The following is a 22309-nucleotide window of genomic DNA, read 5'->3' on the forward strand; positions in this document are numbered from 1 at the left end:
GGCGAGCCGTACGTGTTCAGCGGCCGACGCCGCTTTGCTGAAGGAGCCGATGGAGAGGAAGCTCGGCGAGGCGCGGAAGCGCCGTTGGCGGTCCGTCCCAGGTCTTGTCCCCGGGAAATGGCCTACGCAGGACCTTCCGCCTACGCAGGACCTTCCGCCTACGCAGGACCTTCCGGCCCCAGGGGCAGACGCACCGTGAATGTCGCCCCCTTGCCCAGGCCCGGGGAGGCTGCCGCGATGTCGCCGCCGTGTGCTCGGACGATGCCGCGGGCGATGGTCAGGCCGATGCCGCTGCCGCCCGCGGGGGCGGGGCGGCCGGGGTGTTCGATGCGTTCGAAGCGGGCGAAGATGCGTGCGAGGTCGTGGTCGGCGATGCCCACGCCGTCGTCCGTGACGCGGACGACAGCGTGCGGTGAAGGGGTTCGTGTCGTCTGTACGGTGGCGGACACACTGCCGCCGGAGTCGCAGGCGATAAGGGCGTTGCCGAGGAGGTTGATGACGACCTGGGTGACGCGGTCGGGGTCGAGCCGGGTGGTGACCGACGGGCCGGGAAGGACGTCGAGGGTGACTCCCTTGTCCTCGTACTGGGAGCGCAGCCGTTCGGCCGTAGTGCGTACGAGCGCGGTCAGGTCGGTGGGCACCGGGTGCAGAGTGAACGCGCCCTCTTCGGCGCGGGAGAGGCTGGAGAGGTCGTCGGCGAGGCGCCGCAGCCGGTCCAGGTCGTCGGTGAGTGAGGCGAACATGGCGTCGTCGGGGGTGAAGATGCCGTCGGTGATCCCCTCGATCTGGCCGCGCAGGATGGTGATGGGGGTGCGCATCTCGTGGGCGATCTCGGAGACCAGGCGGGCGCGGCGTCGCTCGGTGTCGGCGAGTGCGGCCGCCAGCCGGTTGACGTCCTCGACAAGCGCGGCGAGTCCGGGTTCGTGGGGCACGTCGAGGACGTCGTCGTAGTGCCCTTGGGCAAGGCGGTGAGTGGCGGCGCGGACACGCTCCAGCGGCCGGAGCAGGAACCGGGAGAAGCCGATGGCCGCCAGGATCGCCGCGGCCGCGCCGGCGACCAGAGCGGAGGTGAACACCGGGTCGGCGTCGATGTGCCCGTGTTTGTTGAAGACCCCGAAGACGTAGGCGCCGATGCTCATCGCGGTGAGCGCCACCAGCAGAACCACGACATGGGACACCACCAGGCGGATGCTCAGCGGCAGGGTAAGCAGCAGACATCTCAGCCTGCTGCGGAGGGTCGGAACGTGCATCGGCATCGGTCCACTCTGTGCCCGGCCGGTCATGTGACGGGCCGGGCGAGGAAGCGGTAGCCGATGGCCCGCACGGTTCCCACGAACCGGGGTGCGTTCGCGTCGTCGCCGAGCGCGCGGCGCAGCGTCCGGATGTGCACGTCCACCACGCGTTCGTCGCCGAAGAAGTCCCGGCCCCACACCTGTTCGATCAGCCCGCGACGGGTGAACACCCGGCCCGGCATCCGTGCCATTGCCACCAGCAGGTCGAAGTCGAGCGCCGACAGTTCCACCGCGCGGTCGGTGTCGGCCGTGACCGTGCGGGTGCAGGGGTTGATGACAAGACTGTCGAAGCGCAGCGTCCGGTCTTCGTCGTGTGTCTGCTGCTGGCCTTCGGCGCGGCGCAGGATCGCCCGGGCCCGCAGGGCGAGTTCGCGGGCACTGAACGGCTTCGTGACGTAGTCGTCGCTGCCCGCGGTGAACCCGATGACCCGGTCCACCTCCTCATCCCGTGCGGTCAGCAGGATGACCGGTACCTGGCTGGTCGCCCTGATCCGGCGCAGTACCTCGAACCCGTCGAGCCCGGGCAACATCACGTCGAGCACGACCAGGTCGGGCTTCTCGCTGATGACGGCGGACAGCCCCGAGGGGCCGTCCGCCGCCTCCATGACCTCGAAACCGTCCGCCTCCAGATAGCCGCGCAGTGTCATCCGGATCTTCGGTTCGTCGTCAACGACCAGAACGTGCTGCGTACTCATGCTGCTCACTATCCCCGAAGGGGTCCACGAGGTGCCGGTCGTCCCCTGTATGGCGCCGTCCGGCTGCTTCCAGGTAGAGGGCTTCAAAGGTGTCCAGGGTGTGGCCGATGTCATGGCGGGCGATGATCTCCCGGCTGGCCTCGCCCATGGACGTACGGGCGTCCGTGTCACTCAGAACCGCGGTGAGGGCCGCGGCCAGGGCGCGGATGTCGCCGGGCGGGAACAGGCGTCCGTTGCGGCCGGGGTGGACCAGGTGGGGCAGGGCCATGGCGTCGGCGGCGACGATGGGTTTACCGGCGGCCATGGCCTCCATGGTGACCAGGCTCTGCAGCTCGGCGGTGCCGGGCATGCAGAACACGTCGCAGCGAGCGTAGGCGTCCAGCACTTCCTGATCGCTGACCAGCCCGTGGAATGTGACCCGGTCGTGGATGCCGAGTTCCCGGGCGAGTGCTTCCAGGCTGCCGCGGCAGGACCCGTCGCCGACGATATCGGCCGTCACTCGGAGATCCTCGGGCAGCAGCGGCAGTGCCCGCAGGAGCTCGTGCACGTTCTTCTCCGCGTCGAGCCGGCCGACGAACAGGACTCGGCGCTCCTCGCCCCTGGCTGCCACGGTGGGCTGTGCGAACCGGTGCAGGTCGAGGCCGCACGACACGGGCAGGGCGGTGCCGAGGCCGTGCTCGTGCAGCAGAGCCACCGCGCGGGGGGTGGGCGCCGTGACGATCTGGGCGCGCCGGAAGACGCGGACGAGGTCGCGCCACGCCAGCCGGCACGCCGCGGAGCTGAGCCGTCCGGAGATCTTGGTGTAGCCGATGAGGTTCTCCGGCATGAAGTGGTTGGTCGCCACTACCGGGATTGCCCGGCGGCGTGCGGCGGCGGCCAGGGTCCGGCCCACGGTGAAGTGGGACTGCACATGCACCACGTCGGGCGCGAGGCGTTCCAGCAGCGCGGTGGCCGGACGGGCGATCTGCCAGGGCAGAGAGACCCGGAAGGTGGGATGGAAGGGTGTGCGGTGCGAGGGCAGCCGGTGCACGGTGACTCCGTCGAGCGTGATGCGCTCAGGTCCGGTGCCGGGCGACGGGCAGATCACGTGGACTTCGTGGCCGCGGCCGGCGAGCCCGGCAGCGAGGCGGTGGGCGAAGTTCGCCGCGCCGTTGACATCGGGCGGATAGGTGTCGGCGCCGATGACGATCCGCTGCCGATGGGGGCCGGACATGAAGTGCTCCTGTCGTGGGAGGAAAAGGGGTGCCGGGGCAGACACAGAGGTGCCGAGGGAGAGCCGGATGATGCCGCCGACCGCGAGGGCCGCGCAGACCAGGCCGACTGCCGCGGTCGCACCGGTGAGTCCGGGGGCCTCCCCGAGCAGGCCGATACCGATGGCGACGGCGACCAGCGGGTCGACGACGGTGAAGCAGGCGACCGCGATCTCGGGCGGGCCGTCGGCGTACGCCTGCTGAATGAGCCAGCAGCCGGCGACGGCCGTCAGCGCGAGGGCGGCGAGCGTGCCGAGCAGCGCGCCGTGCACGCCGCGGTCCGCGTACTGTTCCGTCGCTGCCCGCACCAGCACGGCGACATAGCCGTACGCGACGCCGCCGCCCGTGGCCAGGACGAGACAGCGGCCGCGGCCACGCGACAGCCCGCCGACCGCCGCGCAGATGGCCACCGCGAGGAAGACCAACAGCCCGGCTTGGCCCTCGGCACGCGATGTGACGGGGGCAGGCACGGTGACCTGTGCGGCGAGCACGGCGAACGATCCTGCGCCGGTGAGGATCGCCGCCAGCGCAAGCCCGGTGCCCAGCCGCAGCCGGGCACGCCGGTCCCTGAGCCCCCACATCACGCTCACCACGACCGTCAGCACCCCGAACGGCTGAACGACCGTCAACGGGGCCAGCCGCAGGGCGATGACATGCAGTGTCGCCCCCACCGCGAGGACCGCGAGCCCAGCGAGCCAGCGAGGCCGCCGCACCGCAGAGATCAAGGACGCGGATCCGAGCGGACCACTGTGCTGCAGCCGCGCCCCGGCAGCGAAGCAGCACGCGTCCAGGACCGCGAGGCAGATGGCGAGCCAGGTCATCGCGGATCCCCGCCGGCACGTACCGCACCGGCCAGCACGAGCAGCACGCCCGTCTCCAGCACGAGTGTCACGCGCTCGGCCAGGCCGAGCACCCCGGCGATGGACTGGGCGATCGGTGTCACCGGGGACACAGCGCACAGATGGGTGCCAAGAAAGGCGAGACCACCTGCCGCGCTGGCCCAGGAGGCGCGACGCAGCAACCGCGCTGTGCCGTGCCGGCCGGGCACAGCGCCCAGCCGCCGGGCGATCAGTAGTCCGGCGGCCGGAAGAGCCGCCACGGCGCCGCCCGCCATGTACCGGTGCACCAACCCCGCTACGGACGGAGTGCTGCCCGCCGGATCAGTCGGGAAGACGGCGGAGAGCAGCAGCCCGCCGCACCACGTTCCCAGCAGCGCCGTCGCAGGGCCTCCGACCGGCAGGCCGGACCGCCTCAGGCCGGCCAGCAACGCCGCCGATCCCGCCGCCAGGCAGACCACGGTTCCGGTGAAGATCCGGCCGCCGCCCTCAACGAGCGCGTAGTCACTCAACGTCTGCCCGATGGCGTCCGCGTGTTCCGCCCACCCGACGTGCAGCACGGCAGCGCCGACCAACGATGCGGCCAGCCCGGCTTGAGCCGCGGTTACGAGTTTGTGTGTGAGGTGGGACCCGTCCATGCCGCTCAGGAAACCCGTGCCTCATGTGGCGCATACGAGTCAGCCCATGAAGCTTCCATGAAGCCCGCCCATGCGACCACGACACTCGGAGCGGGCTCTGTGGCCGCAGGAGGTGTTCCATGTGTACGACGACACGCTCGTGTCGGTGGAACTGCTGTTGCCGGCGCAGGTGAACATCGCTCGGCCCGCTGAAAGCGGCCTGTACCTGAAGGCGTTGGAGGAGGGCGCACGCGTACACATGGCAACGGTGGCGCTCGCCCCGCCCGTTGGTCCTGTTGTACTGGGATTACCAGCACCTTGGAATCCCAGTACAGGAAAACTGCTGATGGTCGGCGTGCGCACGCAGTTGCGCAGCGGCGTGGAAGGTGCGCTGCCTGTTGGGTGTCACAAGAGCTGGTGGCCCATGCGGCGGTGGGGTGGGCCTATGCGAGCCAGATCACGATGCCCGTCAGGCCGTTGAGCACGGCCGCGACACCCGCCCGGACGGCGCGCCCGGCGCGCTCGGGGGTGAAGGTGGCGGGATCGTACTCCGAGGACATGCCGAGTCCCTCGCCGCGGAAGGAGGCACCGGTCCAGTCGGCGGCGGTGACGTTACCCGTGGGCTCGCCCAGCTCGGCGCCGACCACGAGGAACTGCTGGTCGAGGTGGTTGGGGGTGACCATGGCCAGGGGGTCGACCAGGTCATTGCCGGCGCTGATGATGAGGTCGGGCGCCAGGTCCATCGCCTCGCTGATGCGTGGAATGAACTGGTTCGGCTCCGTGGCCGTGACGGTCTTGAGGCTGACGTGCTCCTCCTCGGCCCACTTCGTCACGGCGCTCACCAGCGTCCTGGTCTGGGGGTCTTTTCCTGCGGTGAGCAGCACCACGCGGTAGCCCTTCGACGGACGGAGCCCGTTCCAGGAGCCGGGTCGTGGCGTGATCGTCGCCTCCGGGGTGGGCGTTGCGGTCGGGTTGACGAACCCCGGGCCGAGGGTGCCGACGGCGGTGGGCTTTGCGTGCGGCCGGGACCAGTCGTCGCCGGAGCTGCATCCACTGGCCAGCACGGCAGTCGCGACTGCCACGGCCAGCGTGCCGGCGGGCAGAAGTCGAGAGCGCATAGAGATCGTCCTTCGGGGGTGGCGGGGAGTGCGCCTACTTCTTACCTCATCGCTTGCAGTCTTCGATGTGGGGGGCTATGTCCAACTCCAATGCCGTGTGGTCAGGCGCGGGGCGGGATTGTCAAGGGGCTGCTGTGTCCAGGATGTGGATGCTGATGGTGGCCCTGCAGCCGGTCCGGTCGACGGTGCCTTTGGCGTTGTATGTGGAAATCGCGCGTTTGGCGACGCGGGGCTCGTGCGGATGCGGCGGTTGGGCATGAGGTCGGCCAGGATGCGGCGGCCGATGGTGCCGACGAGGTCGATGACGGCGTCCGCGTGACGCCCGCGGCCTGGACGACCAGGTCGCGGGCGGTCTTCAACTCAACGGAGCTCCTGCCGAACGGTGTTCTTGGTCGACACGGTTCCAGCAGGAGCTCCGTCCCGCGTCGGGCGCCTTGGCGCACCCCGCCCCGCGCCTGACGACACGGCATTTGCGGCTGTCTCCGCCGCGCTTGGTTCATCGCTGGTTGGTGCGCGTGCTGCTGGTCGTTCATCTGCGTCAAGCAGATTTCGTCCGTTAACCGAAGAGGAGTCACATGTCCCCCGCCGCTCGACGTCGTGCCTGTGCCGCCGTTGCCGCCGTTGCCGCAGCAGTCGTGGCGGTCCTGCTCAGCGCCGTGCCCGCTCTTGCCCACGGGTTCAGCTCGACCGTGTACGTCGCCCTCGCCTCGCCCGGGGCCGGTCACGTCCGCACCGAGCTCCGGCTGGAGTATGACCTGCTCGTCGTCTCCGCTGCCGACTCCGAGAAGGATGAGCCGCTCTTCCAGGCGGGCACCGCGGCGTTCGAGGACGGCGACGCGGCGGAGCGGGCCGCCGCGCTCGACGCCCACGCCGACTCGGTCGTCGCGTACGTCACCGAGCGCTTCGGCGTCACGGCTGAGGGCAAGGCGTGCACCCCGGTTCAGGACGGCGACTTCACGATCGAGGAACGCGAGGGTGTCCCGTACGCGCTGCTGGTTCTCGACTACCGGTGCCCCGAGTCCGCTGAGGCGCACGAGGTGCGCAGCGGGCTGTTCCCGGACTCCGAGGGCTATGTTCGCGACAGCAAGACCATCGTCACCTACGACCTCGACCTGAAGTCCGGAAGCACCGCCCTCGACGCTCAGCATCGGTCGTTCTCCACGCAGCAGTCCTGGACCGAGCGGTTCTGGACGTTCTTCCTGCTCGGAGCCGAGCACCTGCTCACCGGCCCCGACCACATCCTGTTCCTGCTGGCGCTCATCGCGGGGTCACGCCGCCTGCGCGAGATAGTACTGGCGGCGACGACCTTCACGTTGGCCCACTCGGTGACCTTCATCCTTGCCGCCCTCGGCCTCGTTCAGCTGCCTGCGTCGTTCGTCGAGCCTGTCATCGCCCTCTCGATCGCGGTCGTCGCGGGCTGGCATCTGTGGCGGATCTGGCGACGCCGATCGCACGCAGGAGATCTCGAGACGGTCGGTCACAGTCACCTCAGCCTGGACCGCGCGGGCTGGATGCGGCTCGCGTTGGTCTTCTGCTTCGGCCTCGTGCACGGACTCGGATTCGCCGCGTCACTGGGGATCAACCAGGCCTGGTCGTGGACGCTTCTGTGGTCCCTGCTCGTCTTCAACGTGGGCATCGAGGTTGTCCAGTTGGCGATCATCATCGTTGCCTTTCCGATGCTCGCCCTGCTGCGCCACCGCCAACCGGTCGCGGGGCTGTGGACGACGGGGGCGATCGCGGCGGGTGTGTCCGTGATGGGCCTGGTGTGGTTCGTGCAGCGATTTGTCGCCACCTGAGTTCACGTTACAACTTTCGATGCGCGCAATAGTTCGACTGCCTCGCGTTCACCTCGAAGACACTGACATCCGACATTTTGACAATGTTTAACCCCCTCATACTTGAACGGACGGAACCGATGAAGCTCGACAATGGGACACGCAGCCCCGGGCTTGTTCGACGCCGGGTGGCTACAGGCGCCACCGCGGTCGTCATGGGCGTCACAGCAGTGTTCGGCAGCGGCCTGACGACCGCAGCCGCGGCCGCTGACAGTCTCGCGACGCCCACCGGCATCGTCCTCGGCGTGGGCGCCAACGAAACGCAGCGCGTCGTGTCCTGGTACGCCTCGACCAACACCCCGCAGGTCGTCCAGGTCGTACCGACTTCCCAGCTCGTCAAGGGCAAGTTCCCCAAGAAGGCCGTCACCCTCCCGGCCACGATCGCCGCGAACAGCGTCAACGGCGGCTACAACGCTCACGTCACGATCGACAGCCTGAAAAAGAAGACCAAGTACTCCTACCGCGTCGGCGCCGAGGGCAGCTGGTCCCCGACGTACTCCTTCAAGACGCAGGACTTCAAGGGCGACTTCGACTTCCTGTTCTTCGGTGACCCGCAGATCGGCTCGTCCGGAAACCTGGCGAAGGACCAGGCCGGGTGGCAGGACACCCTGGACGTCGCCCTCGCCGCCAACCCGAACTCCGAGCTGCTGGTCTCGGGCGGTGACCAGGTCGAGACCGCCAACACCGAGGCGCACTGGAACTCGTTCCTCGCGCCCGACAAGCTGCGCCAGTACCCGTGGGCCGCCACCATCGGCAACCACGACGTCGGCGGCAAGGCGTACGAACAGCACTTCTGGACGCCGAACACCGACCGTTCCGCGCCGTACTACAACGGCAGCGCGGCGACCCGGTCGGGCGGTGACTACTTTTACATGTACAAGGACGTGCTGTTCATCGACATCAACAGCAACGCCTACGCCAACGGTGCTGACGAGGCGCACATCGGCTACATCAGCGACGTCGTGAAGGAGTACGGCGCCAAGGCCAAGCACACGGTGCTCGTCTACCACCACTCGATCTACTCGCCGGCCAGCCACGCGAACGACACCGACAACATCAAGCGCCGTCAGGACTTCCCGACTGCCTTCTCGAAGCTCGGCGTCGACCTGGTCCTGCAGGGTCACGACCACAGCTACACCCGCAGCTACGTGCTCAAGAACGGTCAGAAGGCCAACCCGAGCGAGCAGCCCGGTGCAAACCAGGTGACCCAGGGTCCGGGCGGCGTCATCTATGTGACGGCGAACTCCGCGTCGGGTTCGAAGTACTACGACATCACCGCTCCGGACACGACGAAGGACCCGAACTACGGCCCCGACCCGCTGAACCCCAACAGCCACTACGCCAACTCGGTCGAGAACCAGGAGCACGTCCGTACCTATGTGAAGGTCGGGGTGCGCGACGACAAGCTCGTCGTCGAGAACCTCCGCAGCGGCACCTGCGCTGCCCCCAACGCTGCGGTGGAGCTGGGCCAGGAGTCGTGGTGCGGCCCGAACAGCGGCGCCAGCGCTGCTCAGCCGGTCGGCTCCATCGTCGACAAGGTTGTCATCAACCGGAACGACGGCAAGGGCAACGACAAGCAGGCCGATGCGGCCACGGCTGAGTCCGGCTGGCTTCAGTAGTCAACCGAGGGTGGGTGGTGCCGGGACCCTCACGCTCACCGCGCTGAGCTGATCCGGCCCGCTCCACCTGGTGGGGTGGGCACCGTCGGGTGCCCACCCCACCGCACGTTTCCATCCCGCCGCTCCCAGACTGCCCGAGGATCATCAGATGCACCCGCCCAGACCGCGTACGACCACAGCAGTCGGAGCCCTTGCCCAGGCCACTGTCGTGGTGCTGCTCGCCGCGCTCGGCTTCCTCGGAGTGGGGGCCGGACCCGCTGCGGCGGCGGACGGCGACGCCCCCTGGGCGATCAGTACGGCCTCCAACGACTTCGGGTCCGGCCGTCAGAACTACCGCTACACCCTTAACCCGGGCGCGCAGCTCAAGGACGGTCTCGAGGTCGTCAACCACGGCACCACGCCGCTCCACCTGGCCGTGTACGCCGCCGACGGGTTCACCACCGACGGGGGCCAGCTCGACCTGGTCGCCAAGGACGCGAAGTCGACACTGGTGGGTGCGTGGGTCCACACGGACCGACCCGATGTGACGGTCCCGCCCGGCAAGTCGGTCCAGGTGCCGTTCACGGTCAATCTTCCGGACAACGCCGCGCCCGGCGACTACATGGGCGGCATCGTCACCTCGCTGACGCAGGCCGGCGAAGCGGACCAGCGTCTCGGAATCCGGATCCGTCTGCGCGTGGGTGGAGAGCTCAAGCCGAGCCTGTCGGTAGAGGACCTGCAGGTGCGCTACTCGGGCACGCCCAATCCGTTCGGGAAGGGTGACGCCGCCGTCACGTACACGATCCACAACACTGGCAACGCCATCCTCACCGCTCGTCAAGCGGTGTCCATATCCGGCCCCTTCGGGCGCTTCGGCGTCCGCGCGGGGCAGATCGACGACTCGCCCGAGCTGCTCCCGGGCGACACCTGGAAGGTCTCCGTGCCGGTACACGGAGTGGCTCCCGCGCTGAGACTGACGGGGACGGTCGCCCTCGTCGCGCTGCTCACCGACGCGTCGGGCTCGGTCGCCCCGCTCGCCAACGTCGAGAGCACGACGCACGCCTGGACCATCCCCTGGGCACTGCTGCTTCTTCTCGTCGTCCTTTGCGGGCTCGTTGTCGTCGGGCTGGCTTCCCGGCGCCGCCGCCGTCAGGCCAAGCTCCGGGAGGATGCTCGCGTCCCGGAGGCTGTCGAGCAGGCTCTTCGCGAGCGGGAGACCTCCGACCAGTAGCCGTTCGGATCCGACGGGCGTGCCTCCAGCCGCCTGTTCAGCGGAAGAGCTGCCCGCGGACGGCCCCGTCGGGGAACTCGGCGGTGTGGATGTTGGAGTAGTAGTTCTGCGGGTTGGCGCCGACGTGCTTGACCACGTCGGGGTTCTGCCCCGCCAGCTTCCCGGAGACGGCGAAGATACCGTCCGGCACGGGCCGGTTGAAGAAGTCGAAGACGACGTCGCCGTTCTTGCCGAACGCGCCCTTGTGGATGTGGCCCTTGGCGGGGCTCTTGATGCTGACCCAGGCGAAGGAGTATTCGACGTTCGAACCCTGCGGGTCCAGGAACGTCACCGCGTGCCCGTCCGGGTCGCACACCTTGGACGCGTCGTCCTTCGGGACCTCCTGGTCGCCGTTGGACAGCGCCCGCAGCTTGCCGCCCTTGATGATGTGGAGCGGGTTGATGTTCTTGTGGAGGGGCTTGAGCTGCCCTCGTACGGCTCCGCCCGGGAACTGAGCGCTGTGCAGGTTCACATAGAAGCCGGACGGGTTGGTACGGATGCGCGTGGCCAGCTTGGCGTCGGTGATGGCCACCTGACCGGCCGCCGAGTGAACGGTGTCGGGCATCGCGGTCCCGAAGAGCGGGACTTTGAGGGCGCCGTACTTCCCGGCGACGCCTTCGTGGATGTGCCCGAGGCTGGGCACGAAGCCCTTCCACTGGAGGGCGAAGGTCACACGGTCGCCCGTTACCTCGAGGAGGGCGACGGCCTTGCCGTCGGGGTCGTTGACGGCGGGCCCGCCGGGGACGGCGACCTCGTTGGCGCCGGTGAGCTGGGCGGCGAAGGTGACGGCGCGCCCGCTGGAGGCCGTGGTGAAGGTGGCGCCGGCGTTGCCGCCCGCGGCTGCTCCCCGTCCGCTGCTGTGCCGGCCGCTGTCCCCGCTGCCGTGGCCGCTGCCGTGCCCGTCCTCGCTACCGCCGTGACTGCTGTGGGCATGGGCCGGAGTAACACCCGTAATACCAAGCAGAATTGCGGCGGCGACAATAGCGACATAACGCCTGTGCATTGTTCTGATCCTCACGTTGAGGTCGACTCCGTACGGGGCCGCTCGCGATGAAGTACGCGCCCCGCAGTGATCGACGTACCCATCACCCACGCCACACCGGGGGGACAATCATGCGCAGCACCCGTACGACAGGTTTGCTCGCCGCACCGCCGGCACTTCGTATTCCTTGAGGCTCCGAACTCGGCAGTCTCAATCTCCTTACGCATTCCCGTATCCCTGTATCCCCTATGAACCTGCGGCGGCCGTGACCGCCTCCCCGGCTGCCACGGCCGTGCCCATTCCTCCGTCGGTGCGTCCGAGGTCCCTCCACACATCCCTGCGCAGGTAGGGTCGACGAGCTCAGCACGAGCTCAGTACGAGGGGGGTCCTCATGCGTTTCCATCAAGGCCGCGGCAGAGCCGTGGCCGCCGTGTTCCTGGCGGCATTTCTTGTGTCCTGCTCCGCTACCCAGGACGGGGGCGGGAGTGGCGACGACGCCCGGTCCGAGCGGAAGCCGCCTGCCTCGGAGCAGCCGGCGAAAGCGGCAGCCGCCGCGGAACCGGAGGGTCAGGAAGAGTCGGCAGCTCCCGTCGAGAAGGTTCGCGACGCGTTCGCCACCTTGCAGGCCACTTTGAACGACACCTGCACCCCGGGGAACTGCGACTACTTCCTGGGCCGGGTGAACGACGAACTGACGGGCCTCGACGCGGCAATGAAGGCCGACCCGAAGGGTCCGGGCCACTTCAAGCAGCCGCTGGCGTGGATGAGTGCGCTCCAGGAGAAGCTGGGTGACGACAGGTCGACCGCGAACCTCGAGAAGCACCGGAGCGAGCTCATCGGCGTACGCGACAAGATCAACACCTGGATGCAGGGCCACCCGGACGACTACCGCTGACCGAGCGGCCCTGCCGGAACGTCACTCGCAGCTGACGCCGTCCCCATCGCGGTCGAGGTGGCGCCCGTAGCCGGGCTCCCCGGCGTGAATGGGGGCGGCGCCGGCGGCGCGTACGGCAGCGCAATTGGTGTACGAGACCTTGGGCTTCGCGGGCGGGGGCGGGGGCGGGGGCGTGGGCGTGGGCGGCGTGGGCGTGGGCGTTGGGTAACTGTCGGTCCTCGTCACACTCTCCGGAGTCGTGTACTCGGAGTCCGAGCAGCTTGGAATCCGGGTACAGGAAAAGGGAGCTTGTCACTGACTTCGTAGCAGCGGGTAGCGGAGCGAGCGGTGTGGGCATGGCTCGCATATGCGCACATCCACCACCCCGCTCATCGCGGCCCAGGACGGCCTCGCGACCTCAATGCAACTGGCCGCCCTGGGCTGGGCACCTTCGACCATCGCCCACCGCTGCACCTCTGGCGGGCCCTGGCAACGCGTACTCCCACGCGTGATCCTTCTCCAGACGGGAGCCCCGAGCCCACGCCAACGCTTACGCGCCGCGCTCCTGTACGCCGCCGAGGGCGCACTGCTCACGGGCGCGGCTGCGCTCGCGCTGTACGGGGTTCGGGCGACGGGCCCGCTGACCCAGGTGGGCCCGGTGGATGTACTCGTATCCGGGACACGCAACCCCCGCAGCCGTGCGTACGTCCGCGTCCACCGGACCCAACACTCCTATCGTCGCCTGCCGATTGAGGGCTTGCCCTGCGCGCCCCTGCCAAGGGCCGCCACTGACGCGATCCCATATCTGACCGGCCAGAACGCGGTGACGGCCCTGCTCGCCGAGGTCGTTCAGCGCGGCCGCTGCACCCTGGCCGAACTCACGACGACACTACGATCCACTCACCGCGCGAGCGACCCGCGGGTCGCGACAACGATCGAGGCCCTGACGGCGGGGATCCGCTCCGTCGCCGAGCCGCGCTCGCCACCTGCTCCGGAAGGCAGGCATCCCTGCCCCTCTGTGGAACCAGGACCTCTACCTGCCGGACGGCACGTTCCTGGCGCGCCCGGACGCCTACTGGCCGCACGCGGGCGTGGTTCTCGAAATCGACTCGCGGGAATGGCACTTGGGCCCGGGCGACTGGGAACGGACGATGGCTCGCCGCAACCGCATGGCCCGGCATGGCCTGATCGTGCTCTCGGCGTCGCCCTCTCAACTCCGCGACAGCCCGGAGGAGATCACCACCGCGCTCCGAGATGCACTGGCCGTCGGCACGGCGAGGACTAGACCGGCCGTGCACCTGGGCGCCCCTAGCTGACCCGGCCCTCGCGCAAGGGCTTCGACGAAGCCCCGCCAGGGGGGGAGCCGAGGGCCAGTAGCGCTTCATCAGGTCGGTGATGTCTTGGTGTGGCGGTTCTGGCGGTTCTGTTGGGGCATGCGGTGCGGGTGACAGCCCAACAGGTCGGGCGGGCGCACGGGCGCTGATCGTGAAGGCCATCGACGCTCTGACCTAACCCCTGACGCGGTGCCCATGCTGAGGGAGGCCTGTGATGCCGCAGGACGAGCTGCACTTTGGCATCGATCACCTGGCGGTGATCGCGCCACCGTCCACCCCGCTTCGGTGTCCGATCCGGCAGCAACGGCTCGCTCCGCGCCCACTGTGCATTCGTCAACGGCATACCGGGACCAACGGCCTTACCGCTCAAGAGGCACGGGCCCTTGGGTATGCCTCAGGTTGACCCGAAGCCCTCCGGCGAAAGCGGCGGACATCGCGCACCAGCGCGACGACGGCGCTCAGGAAAATCAGGGCCCCCAACCCAATCCAGAACACTGATGCCCGGCCCTGTATTCGCGAATGGCGAGGGTGAGAAGCATCGTGCTGGTAACGAGGCCGAAGGCTGAGATCAGCGGGCTGATGTAGTTGGCCACGGGCCCATCATCAATGACAACCGCGCCTAACGGGAGTGATCCGTAAGAAACGGCCTAACCCACGGCGCGGGTGCCGCACCCCAGCTCAGCGCTCGATTGCCTGGCGGACGAAGTCGGTCCATGCGCTGGCGGGGAGGCGGACGACAGGCCCCTCCGGGAGCTTCGAGTCGCGCACTGCCACGATGCCGACGAGGTTAGTTGCCACCTCGACGCACTCACCGTTACCGCTGCTGTAGCTGGACTTCGCAAACTCGAAGGCGGGCATGGTCACATCTCCTTGCGGATGCTCTCGATCAGGGCGCGTGAGTCATGCTGCGCCAGTGAGAGCCGGGCGATGCGGTCGAAGAGGGTTCCGTGGTGGGCCGCATCCTTCTCGCTCTCCAGCCACAGCGTAGATGAAGTCGTGTCCATGTAGACCACGTCCATTGCGCCGGATTCGGCGAACGAAACAATGTTGAACGCGCTGGTCATCCCGGGATGGGCCCCGGCCAAGCACGGCATGACCTGAAGTTTCACGTTGGGTAGCTGGGCGGTACGGACAAGATGGTCGAGCTGGACGCGCATGACATCGCGTCCGCCTACGAGTTGGCGCAGCGCTCCCTCGGCGACGATGGCCCAGATGCCCAGCGGCGACTCGCCCTTGAGGCGCGATTGGCGGGCGACTTTGGCTTCCACGAACCGCTCGATCTCGTCCGGGTCCTCCCACGTGGCGCTGCCGACAGCCAGCGCTCGTGCGTAGTCGGGGGTCTGGAAGAGCCCTGGCACAAAGGCCAGTTGCCAGGTTCTGACCGACGTTGCGACGTCCTCCAGGGCGACGTACTCGACCAGCGAGCGGAGTTCCGGGTACTGGTTCCACCAGCCGAGTGCCTTACGGCGATCCCGGTCCGTTGCGGCCAACGTCAACAGATGCTGCGTCGTCTGAGGGCCCTTGGCACCGTAGAGCTCACACAGAGCGCGGATATCAGGTTCCCGCATCGGAACCCAACCGCTCTCCATCTTGGCGACCTTCCCAGTGGACGCGCTCAGCGCCTTGGCAGCCTGGGTCTGGGTCAGCCCGGCGGCCACGCGGAGTTTGTATAGCTCTCCGCCAAGACGACGTCCCAGCACAGTGGAAGCACGGTTGCCTTGCGGTGCCTGCTCTTGCGTCACGCTGCGCCCTCCCTGGATGCACGCACAGTTTGGGTCCGATCGCGGAGGGCTCGCAAGCGCGTTGGGTGTAATTTTCCCCGAGTGAATTGCACCCGCTGTAGTTGTAGCCCTACGGTCAGTCCTGAACGGCACGTTCTACGGAGACAGTTGAGGTCGTGCAGCTCTGCACTGGGAGGCAAACCAAAATGATCTACGCGAGTGACTGTGTCAGGCGGAAGCCTTGGGACCTGTCCTTCGAGGCAGAGCCATGCGAGATTGCGGGTCTGCGTAAAGTGCTGCGGCTACACCTGACGCTGTGGGGTCTGCCGGAACTGGTCGAGTCGGCTCAGATTTGCGTCACAGAACTGACGTCGAACGTCATCAACCATGTAGGCGTTGGCACGCCTGCCACGCTCGCGGTTTCCATGAGCGGCACCCGCCTCCGTATCGAGCTGCACGACCCGGATACGCGAACACTGCCCACCCTGCTCAGCGCGGAGTGCGAGGCGGAGTCGGGCCGTGGAATGACGCTCGTCGACGCGGTCACGGACCGGTGGGGCGTGATCCTTCGGGCGGACTCCAAGGTGGTGTGGTGCGAGTTGGCCACGGACCTCACCGAACCGAACGGCCATACTGGCGGCCCGAAGGTGGCGCATGCCGAGGAGTTCCTCACACTCTACGGCACCGCCCGCCACCCGCAGCCGTCCAACTCGAGCCGCTTGAGCGTGGCCGTCGCGGAGGAGGCGGCGATTGACCTGATCGCCGACCTCCTCCATTGGCTTCAGGCCCACGGGTGTGATCCGGACAGGGCGCTGGATCGGGCCCAGATGCACTATGAGGCTGAACTGGGGCCTGCGGAGTGAAGGTCATCGTGGAGGGCGGTCGGGTCGAGATTGTTGTGAGGCTCGGCCTTGTAGGCAACGGACTTGCAGGCTCGATCCTGTCCCGCTACGCATCACCCGACTCGGGCGCCTACTTCGGGTCAAGTTACAACTATTTTCGGACGTCGATGCACGTCTAATGTCCGACCTGATCAAACTCGATCACGGTATCGGCAGCATGTTCGGATGGATGGATACAGGGCTGTCTTCGGGCATGTGGAAGACCTTCTGCCGGGTGCGCACTTCGATTCTCGAAGGGCGGCGAAAGAGGCAAAGCTCACCAAGGAGGCTGAAGCTGGGATCTCTTGGGGTCGTGATGGCGATGGCGAGGTAGCTGCCGATGCGATCGTGCTGAACGACGGGTACGAGGATGATCGTGATGACTGGGATCACATCCTCTATACAGGTCATGGTGGGCAAGACCGGTCAACGAAGCGGCAGGTGAAGGACCAGAACTGGGGGGATCGGGGGAATGCCGGACTCCGGCGAAGTCGAATCATGGGCTATCCGGTCCGCGTGATTCGAGGGTATAAGGGCGACCCGGACTACTCGCCTGCCAAGGGGTATCGCTACGACGGGCTGTACGAGGTGGTCGGCGACTGGGACGAAGCAGGTACGTCCGGTTTCCGAATCTGCAGGTTCAAGCTGGATCGGCTTGCGGATGATCGACAGGAACTAACTCCCATCGAACAGCAGGTTCAGGACATGCTCGATGGGGCCCCGCCTCGGAAGACCACAACTGTTGAGCGCATTGTCCGGGATACCGCGGTAGCCCGTCGAGTCAAGAGCTGGTACAGGCACACCTGTCAGATGTGTCAGCTAGCTTTGACGGTCGGCGTTGATGGTGCGAGTTATGCGGAGGGTGCTCACATCCAGGCGCTCGGCAAGCCGAACTGTGGCCCTGATGTTGACGGCAACGTACTGTGCCTTTGTCCCAACTGCCATGTGAAGCTGGACCGTGGGGCAGTGTTCCTGACTGATGACCTGTGGGTCATAGACCGGTATGCGCACGGAACACGCTCACGGGTGCGCCTCAACATCGATGACCGGCACCGGATACAGGAACGGTTCATACGGGCACATCGACGGTTCTGGAAGATCTCGGACTCGGAGTATTAACCCGTAGCGATGGCTGAGTAAGTCCACACGTCGGCCGGGATCTCGTGGCGGAGCTTCCAGACGATGCCCATGGGCTTGCTGCCCCTGTGTTCAACGTACTCGGCGGGGCCGAGCAGCATCCAGGGCTGGGGGCCGCCGATGTCCGTCTTCTTGTAGCGGCGGACGAAGAGGAGGACGTGGGAGCCGTTCTCCTTGTGGGTCTGGTAGCGGACGCCGGTGGGAGAGGTCTCGGAGGTCTGGTTCTGGGACTCCCAGTGGAAGAGGACCTCGTTCATTGCGTAGTCCTTGTACCGAGTCTGCGGGGAGAAGTCCTTCTCGTCCTTCTCAAGCGTGATCAGCAGTGCGTCGGTCTGGATGTTCTCGCACCACTTCACGCCCTCGCGGAAGTGGCCAGGCATGAAGCCGCCGATGTAGGACTGGCCGAGGGCGGGGAGGATCTCCTCGCGGCTGTATGAGGCGTGCACCGTTAGGGGCAAGCCGGCGTGGTCGCCGATCAGGGGGACGGGAACGTGGTCTGCCTGTTTGAGGACGTGGGCGAGAACCTGGCGGACTTCGCTTCGGAAGGCGTGCTGCGGACGCAAGGCCGCGAAGCCATCCTGATACCTGGCGAAGCCGCCGAGCGGCCAGAGGGAGAAGTAGAGCATGCGGGCGTATGCCTTGCCCTGCTCGTCCAGTTCGTCGTATTCCGGAACGTCATCCTCGAGCAGGCGCATGTACGTGGCTGAGCGGAGCGGGTCGTCGACGTGGAGAAATGCGGAGACGCGCTTGAGGTGGGCGTCCTCGCCTTCCGGGACAGGGGAGTTGAGGAGCTTGGCGCGCCGGAGGAGACCAGTCCAGGAGTTGCCGTTGCCTCGGCAGAGCTCCTTGATCTCGCGACCGCTCTCGGTCAGATACTCGGCTAGGCGCGGTTCGGCGTATGCGGCGACCTCGCGGGCGAGCTGGGTGACGTTGACGCTGAGCTGGCTGCGGATGTTCTCGATGATCAGATCCTTGGCCTTCGACTCAAGGATGATCTGGCAGCCGGACGGCAGCTGAGGGAAGTCACGCTCGATGTTGTCGAGCAGCCGGTTCCGGGTCAGGTTGGTCAGCGCCCGAAACTGCTCCTCGAAGCGAAACTCCTTGCGGTGCTGGCCGATGAAGTCGAGAACAGTGAGTACCGATTTGTTCTCGCTGCGGCGTAGGCCGCGCCCGAGCTGCTGGAGGAAGACCGTGGCGCTCGACGTCGGGCGGAGGAGGAGCAACGTATCGACGTCGGGGACGTCGAGTCCTTCATTGAACAGGTCGACAGAGAAGATGGCTTGAAGATCTCCGGCTTTCAGTGCATCGAGTGCGGCCTTGCGCTCGGCCCTGCGGGTTTCGCCAGAGAGTGCAACAGCGTTGAGGCCAGCCTTGCGGAAGAAATCGGCCATGAACTGCGCGTGGGCCACAGAGACGCAGAAGCCAAGTGCCCGTATGGAGCCGGGATCAGCGACCTTCTCCCGCACGGCCTGTACGACGAGGCGTGCGCGGGTGTCGTTCCCAGTGAAGAGGCCGCTGAGCGCGGAGTTGTCGTAGGCACCCTTCTTCCACGTGACGGCGCTCATGTCGGTGTTGTCGGTGATGCCGAAGTAGTGGAATGGACTGAGGAGATCGTTCTCCAGCGCCTCCCATAGGCGCATCTCTGCGGCGATGCGGCCATCGAAGAATTCGTCCTGGATATTGAGGCCGTCCATCCGCTCGGGGGTGGCGGTGAGGCCGAGAAGCTCCTTGGGTGCGAAGTGGTCCAGGATCTTGCGGTACGTGGGCGAGGTCCCGTGGTGGAACTCATCGATCACGATGACATCGAAGTGGTCGGGGCTGAAGCGCTCCAGTGTGCGGCTGTTCAGCGACTGGACGCTCGCGAAGACATGAGTCCAGTTCTCAGGAATCTCTCCGGAGTGATAGGGCTCGCCGAAGTTCGCGTCGACCAGTACGTCCTGGTATGTGCGAAGCGACTGCTCCAGGATCTCCTTGCGGTGAGCAACGAAGAGCAGCCGCAGATCGCGCCCGAACTTCTGGCGCAGGTGCTTGTAATCCAGAGCTGCCATCACGGTCTTGCCTGTGCCAGTGGCAGCGACCAGAAGGTTGCGGTGGCGCTCGTGGACCGTGCGCTCAACTTCCAGGCGCTCCAGCATGTCTCGCTGGTGCGGGTACGGCCAGACTTCGAGGCCAGAGAGACTCAGGGTGCGCTGTCTCTGATTGCTGGGGCTGCCGGCTTGGGAGAGGGCCTCATCCAGGCGCTTGGAGTGGGAGTCAGGGTCGTATGACTCGAATGCCCGGTCACTCCAGTACGCGTCGAACGTGGCCTCGAACTTCTTGAGGACTGTGGGCGTTGCGATGGAAGAGAGCCGGACGTTCCACTCCAAGCCGTCAAGCAGAGCGGTCTTGGAGAGGTTGGAACTGCCGACGTACGCCGTGTCGTATCCGCTGTTCCGCCGGAAAAGCCAGGCCTTCGCGTGAAGGCGGGTCGAGCGGGTCTCGTAGTTGACCTTGACCTCGGCGCCGAACTCGCGCACTAGGCGATCGAGAGCACGGCGCTCGGTCGCCCCGATGTAGGTGGTGGTAATGACGCGGATGGGAGCTCCGCGCTTATGGGCGTCCTTGAGCGCGTCTTCCATCACGCGTAGCCCATGCCATTTCACGAAGGCGCAAAGCAGGTCGATGCGGTCTGCGGTGGCGAGTTCGGCGCGCAGCTCGCTCCCCAGGTTGGGGTCTTCAGGCGAGTTGGTGACCAGAGCGGTCTCGGAGAGTGGTGTCAGAGGACGTAGCGCGTATACGCCAGGAGCCTCCTGCTCGGCCAGAGCAAGGAGCTGTCGAGGGCCATCAGCGATTTGCTCGACGGCGTCCTTGACCGCATCGACCGAAGCGAGTGATTGCATGATCTGGTTAGCGAGGGCCACCTGCTCGTCCTGCTTCAACCCGCGCATCGCACGATGAACAACTTCGCCTACATGCCGTGCGATCACATGCGGAGAGGACTCATTGCCGACGGGGGCGTCGATGGCCTTCCACCCTGCTTGATCGAGTAGATCGATCTGCTCCTGCAACCGGTCGGTGATGAGCTTTTCGTAAACACCCGCCACGGGCGCAAGGTGGTTCGCCGACTCGGTCACTGGTGTCCCCCCCTGCATCGCTTTTTCCCTGACCCCCGTTGTAACAGGACCCACTGACAGACGTGCTCGCCATGCGGGTCCTGCTCGTCTACCGAGCTTCGCGTACGACGTGAAGGCGGAGGCTCATCGCTGGTAGGGGCTCCCATGGCAGTCGCGGTACACCCTCCCCGTCCCGCACCAGCAAGCCGCCCCCTTCGCCGGCGGCCACGCCACCGCCCGGCCCCTTGCCGCCAGCGTCGTCGCGTACTGCGGCAGCAGGTCCGCGTTCGCCGGGGACGACTGTTCCGAGGCCGCGAACGCCTCGTACGACGGGATCGTCGCCGTCACGATGCCCAAGTTCTCCGTGCCCGTGGACGACAGGTCCCGCAGCGAGGCCTCGATGTCCGTCAGGTGGGCACGGTGCGTCGGGTATTCGTTCTCCAACTCCGGGTAGGCCGCGAGCAGTTCCGTCAGCTCGTTCTCCGGCCAGTGGAGAACCGCCACCGGGAACGGGCGGGACAGGGCCGAGCGGTACGAGCCCAGTTCGGATCGCAGGCGGGCGATTTCCGCCTGCAGCTCGGCCGGGTTTTCGGAGCCCAGGGCCCACAGGCGTTTCGGGTCGTGGAGTTCGTCCAGGGAGATGTCCGACGCGTGGCCACGGTCGGCCAGGGCGTCCCGCTCGTCGTGGGGCAGGCCCAGCAGGCGGCGGACGCGGTGGCGGCCCGTGAGCAGGGACTGGATGGTGTACGGGACGGCCTCGTCGTCGCCTGCGGGGAGGAGCAGGGTGATCGCTGTCGTGAAGCAGTCGTGGGACGCCTCGAGCTCATCGTGGGACTCCAGCGTCTCGGCGATGATCTCCCAGGGCGCGGCGTCCGCCGGGGCCGCCGTGCGGATGCCGTTGATCAGGGCGCGGGCCTCCGCCTCGTGGCCGTACTCCCAGAGGTTCGCCGCCTGGAGGGCCTTGATCAGCAGGGGGTGCTCGGGGTCGGCCGCGAGCATGCGGTCGTAGAGGGTGGAGGCGCGTTCGCGCTCGCCCGCCAGTTCCAGATGGGCCACGGCTTGGAGGAGCAGTGGCTCATGGTCCTCGGGGTACTGCGCCGCGGTACGCAGCAGGCGCTCGGCTTCGGTGATGTGATCGGCAGGCGTGTCGGGGCGCATGGTGGACACCGTACTGCTGTACGGGGGTTCGGCGGGATGAGCCGATTCACGGGTCTGGTGACTTGAGGGATCGGCACCTATCGTGCCGCCGTGCGGGAGCGGATACCGGTCGTGGTGCAAGGGTGCAGCTCGCGGCGGTGGGCCACGCTCGCCCGTGGGCTGTGGGCTGTGGGCTGTGGGCTGTGGGCTGTGGGCCGGGGCCGAGGTCACCGTCACCCTCGGGGTCGTCGTACTCCTCCTTCGTCGTGCATCAGCTGTGGTGGACCAACCGGCAGGCCCGGCAGGGCGCCGAGCACAAAGTCCAGGCTCTGGTGCGGGGGTGGGAGGACCCTGCCGGCGATGCGGGGGAGGGTGTTCGTTCCCCAGGACACGGGGGACGTTGTCGATGAGACCGCGCCGGGCGAAGCCGCCGCGCCCCCTGTCCGTGATCAAACCGCCGCGCGGAGAACCGCACCCCGCTGGGACCAGGCCTACGCCGTCCTCCGCATCCCCCGGCTCGGCGTCGTCGCCCCCGTCGCGCAGGGCATCGGCAAAACGGGTGTTCTGGACAAGGGGCACATCGGGTACTTTCCGCAGACCACCCAGCCCGGCGAGGCCGGGAACTTCGCCGTTGCCGGGG

Annotated in this window: 18 protein-coding genes and 2 pseudogenes; 7 read left to right on the top strand and 13 right to left on the bottom strand. The window is 67.3% G+C overall.

Translation table 11 applies throughout. From position 1 onward, the window contains the following. Positions 1–158 precede the first annotated feature (158 nt). The 4 genes from ACWDO5_RS14275 to ACWDO5_RS14290 are packed head-to-tail and all read right to left on the bottom strand — an operon-like array spanning position 159 to position 4711. Positions 159–1256, bottom strand: a complete 1098-nt coding sequence (locus ACWDO5_RS14275; protein WP_450530570.1) for a sensor histidine kinase — start codon at positions 1254–1256, stop codon at positions 159–161. A 23-nt stretch (positions 1257–1279) separates the two neighbouring features. Then, on the bottom strand, positions 1280–1987 hold the full coding sequence (locus tag ACWDO5_RS14280; RefSeq protein WP_450530571.1) for a response regulator transcription factor: 708 nt from the start codon (positions 1985–1987) through the stop codon (positions 1280–1282). Continuing rightward, the gene (locus ACWDO5_RS14285) at positions 1959–4058 is read right to left on the bottom strand and encodes a glycosyltransferase (RefSeq protein WP_450530572.1); all 2100 of its coding nucleotides are present in this window, start codon (positions 4056–4058) and stop codon (positions 1959–1961) included. The genes ACWDO5_RS14280 and ACWDO5_RS14285 overlap by 29 nt, the downstream gene beginning before the upstream one ends. Then, the gene (locus ACWDO5_RS14290) at positions 4055–4711 is read right to left on the bottom strand and encodes a DUF998 domain-containing protein (protein ID WP_450530573.1); all 657 of its coding nucleotides are present in this window, start codon (positions 4709–4711) and stop codon (positions 4055–4057) included. The genes ACWDO5_RS14285 and ACWDO5_RS14290 overlap by 4 nt, the downstream gene beginning before the upstream one ends. A gap of 91 nt (positions 4712–4802) precedes the next feature. Between ACWDO5_RS14290 and ACWDO5_RS14295 the strand changes: the two are divergent. Continuing rightward, positions 4803–4934 (top strand): annotated as a pseudogene (locus tag ACWDO5_RS14295) (transcriptional regulator); the annotation flags it as partial. A 199-nt stretch (positions 4935–5133) separates the two neighbouring features. On the opposite strand, the gene ACWDO5_RS14300 reads toward ACWDO5_RS14295, so the two are convergent. Continuing rightward, complete coding sequence (locus ACWDO5_RS14300) at positions 5134–5808, bottom strand: hypothetical protein (RefSeq protein WP_450530574.1); 675 nt, start codon at positions 5806–5808, stop codon at positions 5134–5136. 575 nt (positions 5809–6383) lie between these two features. Between ACWDO5_RS14300 and ACWDO5_RS14305 the strand changes: the two genes are divergently transcribed. The 3 genes from ACWDO5_RS14305 to ACWDO5_RS14315 all read left to right on the top strand — a co-directional run bounded on the left by ACWDO5_RS14305 (position 6384) and on the right by ACWDO5_RS14315 (position 10472). Continuing rightward, entirely contained in the window at positions 6384–7604 is a 1221-nt protein-coding gene (locus ACWDO5_RS14305; protein ID WP_450530575.1) for a HupE/UreJ family protein, read from the top strand. A gap of 194 nt (positions 7605–7798) precedes the next feature. After that, a complete protein-coding gene (locus tag ACWDO5_RS14310) occupies positions 7799–9262 on the top strand; it encodes a fibronectin type III domain-containing protein (RefSeq protein ID WP_450530576.1) in 1464 nt (487 codons plus the stop codon). Between the two features lie 148 nt (positions 9263–9410). Further along, complete coding sequence (locus ACWDO5_RS14315; protein WP_450530577.1) at positions 9411–10472, top strand: WxL protein peptidoglycan domain-containing protein; 1062 nt, start codon at positions 9411–9413, stop codon at positions 10470–10472. 37 nt (positions 10473–10509) lie between these two features. Here the strand turns inward: ACWDO5_RS14315 and ACWDO5_RS14320 are convergent, their stop codons facing one another. Beyond that, entirely contained in the window at positions 10510–11514 is a 1005-nt protein-coding gene (locus ACWDO5_RS14320) for a CHRD domain-containing protein (protein ID WP_450530578.1), read from the bottom strand. A gap of 370 nt (positions 11515–11884) precedes the next feature. Here ACWDO5_RS14320 and ACWDO5_RS14325 point away from each other — a divergent pair, with 370 nt between their 5' ends. Then, a complete protein-coding gene (locus tag ACWDO5_RS14325; protein WP_450530579.1) occupies positions 11885–12388 on the top strand; it encodes a hypothetical protein in 504 nt (167 codons plus the stop codon). 21 nt (positions 12389–12409) lie between these two features. Here ACWDO5_RS14325 and ACWDO5_RS14330 read toward each other — a convergent pair whose 3' ends face one another. The 5 genes and pseudogenes from ACWDO5_RS14330 to ACWDO5_RS14350 all read right to left on the bottom strand — a co-directional run bounded on the left by ACWDO5_RS14330 (position 12410) and on the right by ACWDO5_RS14350 (position 15443). Beyond that, positions 12410–12613, bottom strand: a complete 204-nt coding sequence (locus ACWDO5_RS14330; RefSeq protein ID WP_450530580.1) for an excalibur calcium-binding domain-containing protein — start codon at positions 12611–12613, stop codon at positions 12410–12412. Positions 12614–12917: 304 nt separating this feature from the next. Next, positions 12918–13085 (bottom strand): hypothetical protein, encoded by a 168-nt coding sequence (locus ACWDO5_RS14335; RefSeq protein ID WP_450530581.1) that lies wholly within the window; start codon positions 13083–13085, stop codon positions 12918–12920. 857 nt (positions 13086–13942) lie between these two features. Further along, positions 13943–14044, bottom strand: a pseudogene (locus ACWDO5_RS14340) (IS5 family transposase); the annotation flags it as partial. A 335-nt stretch (positions 14045–14379) separates the two neighbouring features. Then, on the bottom strand, positions 14380–14559 hold the full coding sequence (locus ACWDO5_RS14345) for a DUF397 domain-containing protein (protein ID WP_450530582.1): 180 nt from the start codon (positions 14557–14559) through the stop codon (positions 14380–14382). 2 nt (positions 14560–14561) lie between these two features. Further along, complete coding sequence (locus ACWDO5_RS14350) at positions 14562–15443, bottom strand: helix-turn-helix domain-containing protein (RefSeq protein ID WP_450530583.1); 882 nt, start codon at positions 15441–15443, stop codon at positions 14562–14564. Between the two features lie 185 nt (positions 15444–15628). Here ACWDO5_RS14350 and ACWDO5_RS14355 point away from each other — a divergent pair, with 185 nt between their 5' ends. Beyond that, positions 15629–16285, top strand: a complete 657-nt coding sequence (locus ACWDO5_RS14355) for an ATP-binding protein (protein ID WP_450530603.1) — start codon at positions 15629–15631, stop codon at positions 16283–16285. A gap of 204 nt (positions 16286–16489) precedes the next feature. Next, positions 16490–17422: a YDG/SRA domain-containing protein gene (locus tag ACWDO5_RS14360; protein WP_450530584.1), complete on the top strand. Its 933-nt coding sequence runs from the start codon at positions 16490–16492 to the stop codon at positions 17420–17422. Here ACWDO5_RS14360 and ACWDO5_RS14365 read toward each other — a convergent pair. Together ACWDO5_RS14365 and ACWDO5_RS14370 are read right to left on the bottom strand one after the other, a co-directional pair. Further along, positions 17419–20367 (bottom strand): DUF3427 domain-containing protein, encoded by a 2949-nt coding sequence (locus tag ACWDO5_RS14365; RefSeq protein ID WP_450530604.1) that lies wholly within the window; start codon positions 20365–20367, stop codon positions 17419–17421. The genes ACWDO5_RS14360 and ACWDO5_RS14365 overlap by 4 nt on opposite strands. A gap of 309 nt (positions 20368–20676) precedes the next feature. After that, positions 20677–21690 (bottom strand): SEC-C metal-binding domain-containing protein, encoded by a 1014-nt coding sequence (locus ACWDO5_RS14370; RefSeq protein WP_450530585.1) that lies wholly within the window; start codon positions 21688–21690, stop codon positions 20677–20679. Positions 21691–22309: the final 619 nt, after the last annotated feature.

Source organism: Streptomyces sp. NPDC000880, from assembly GCF_053599675.1.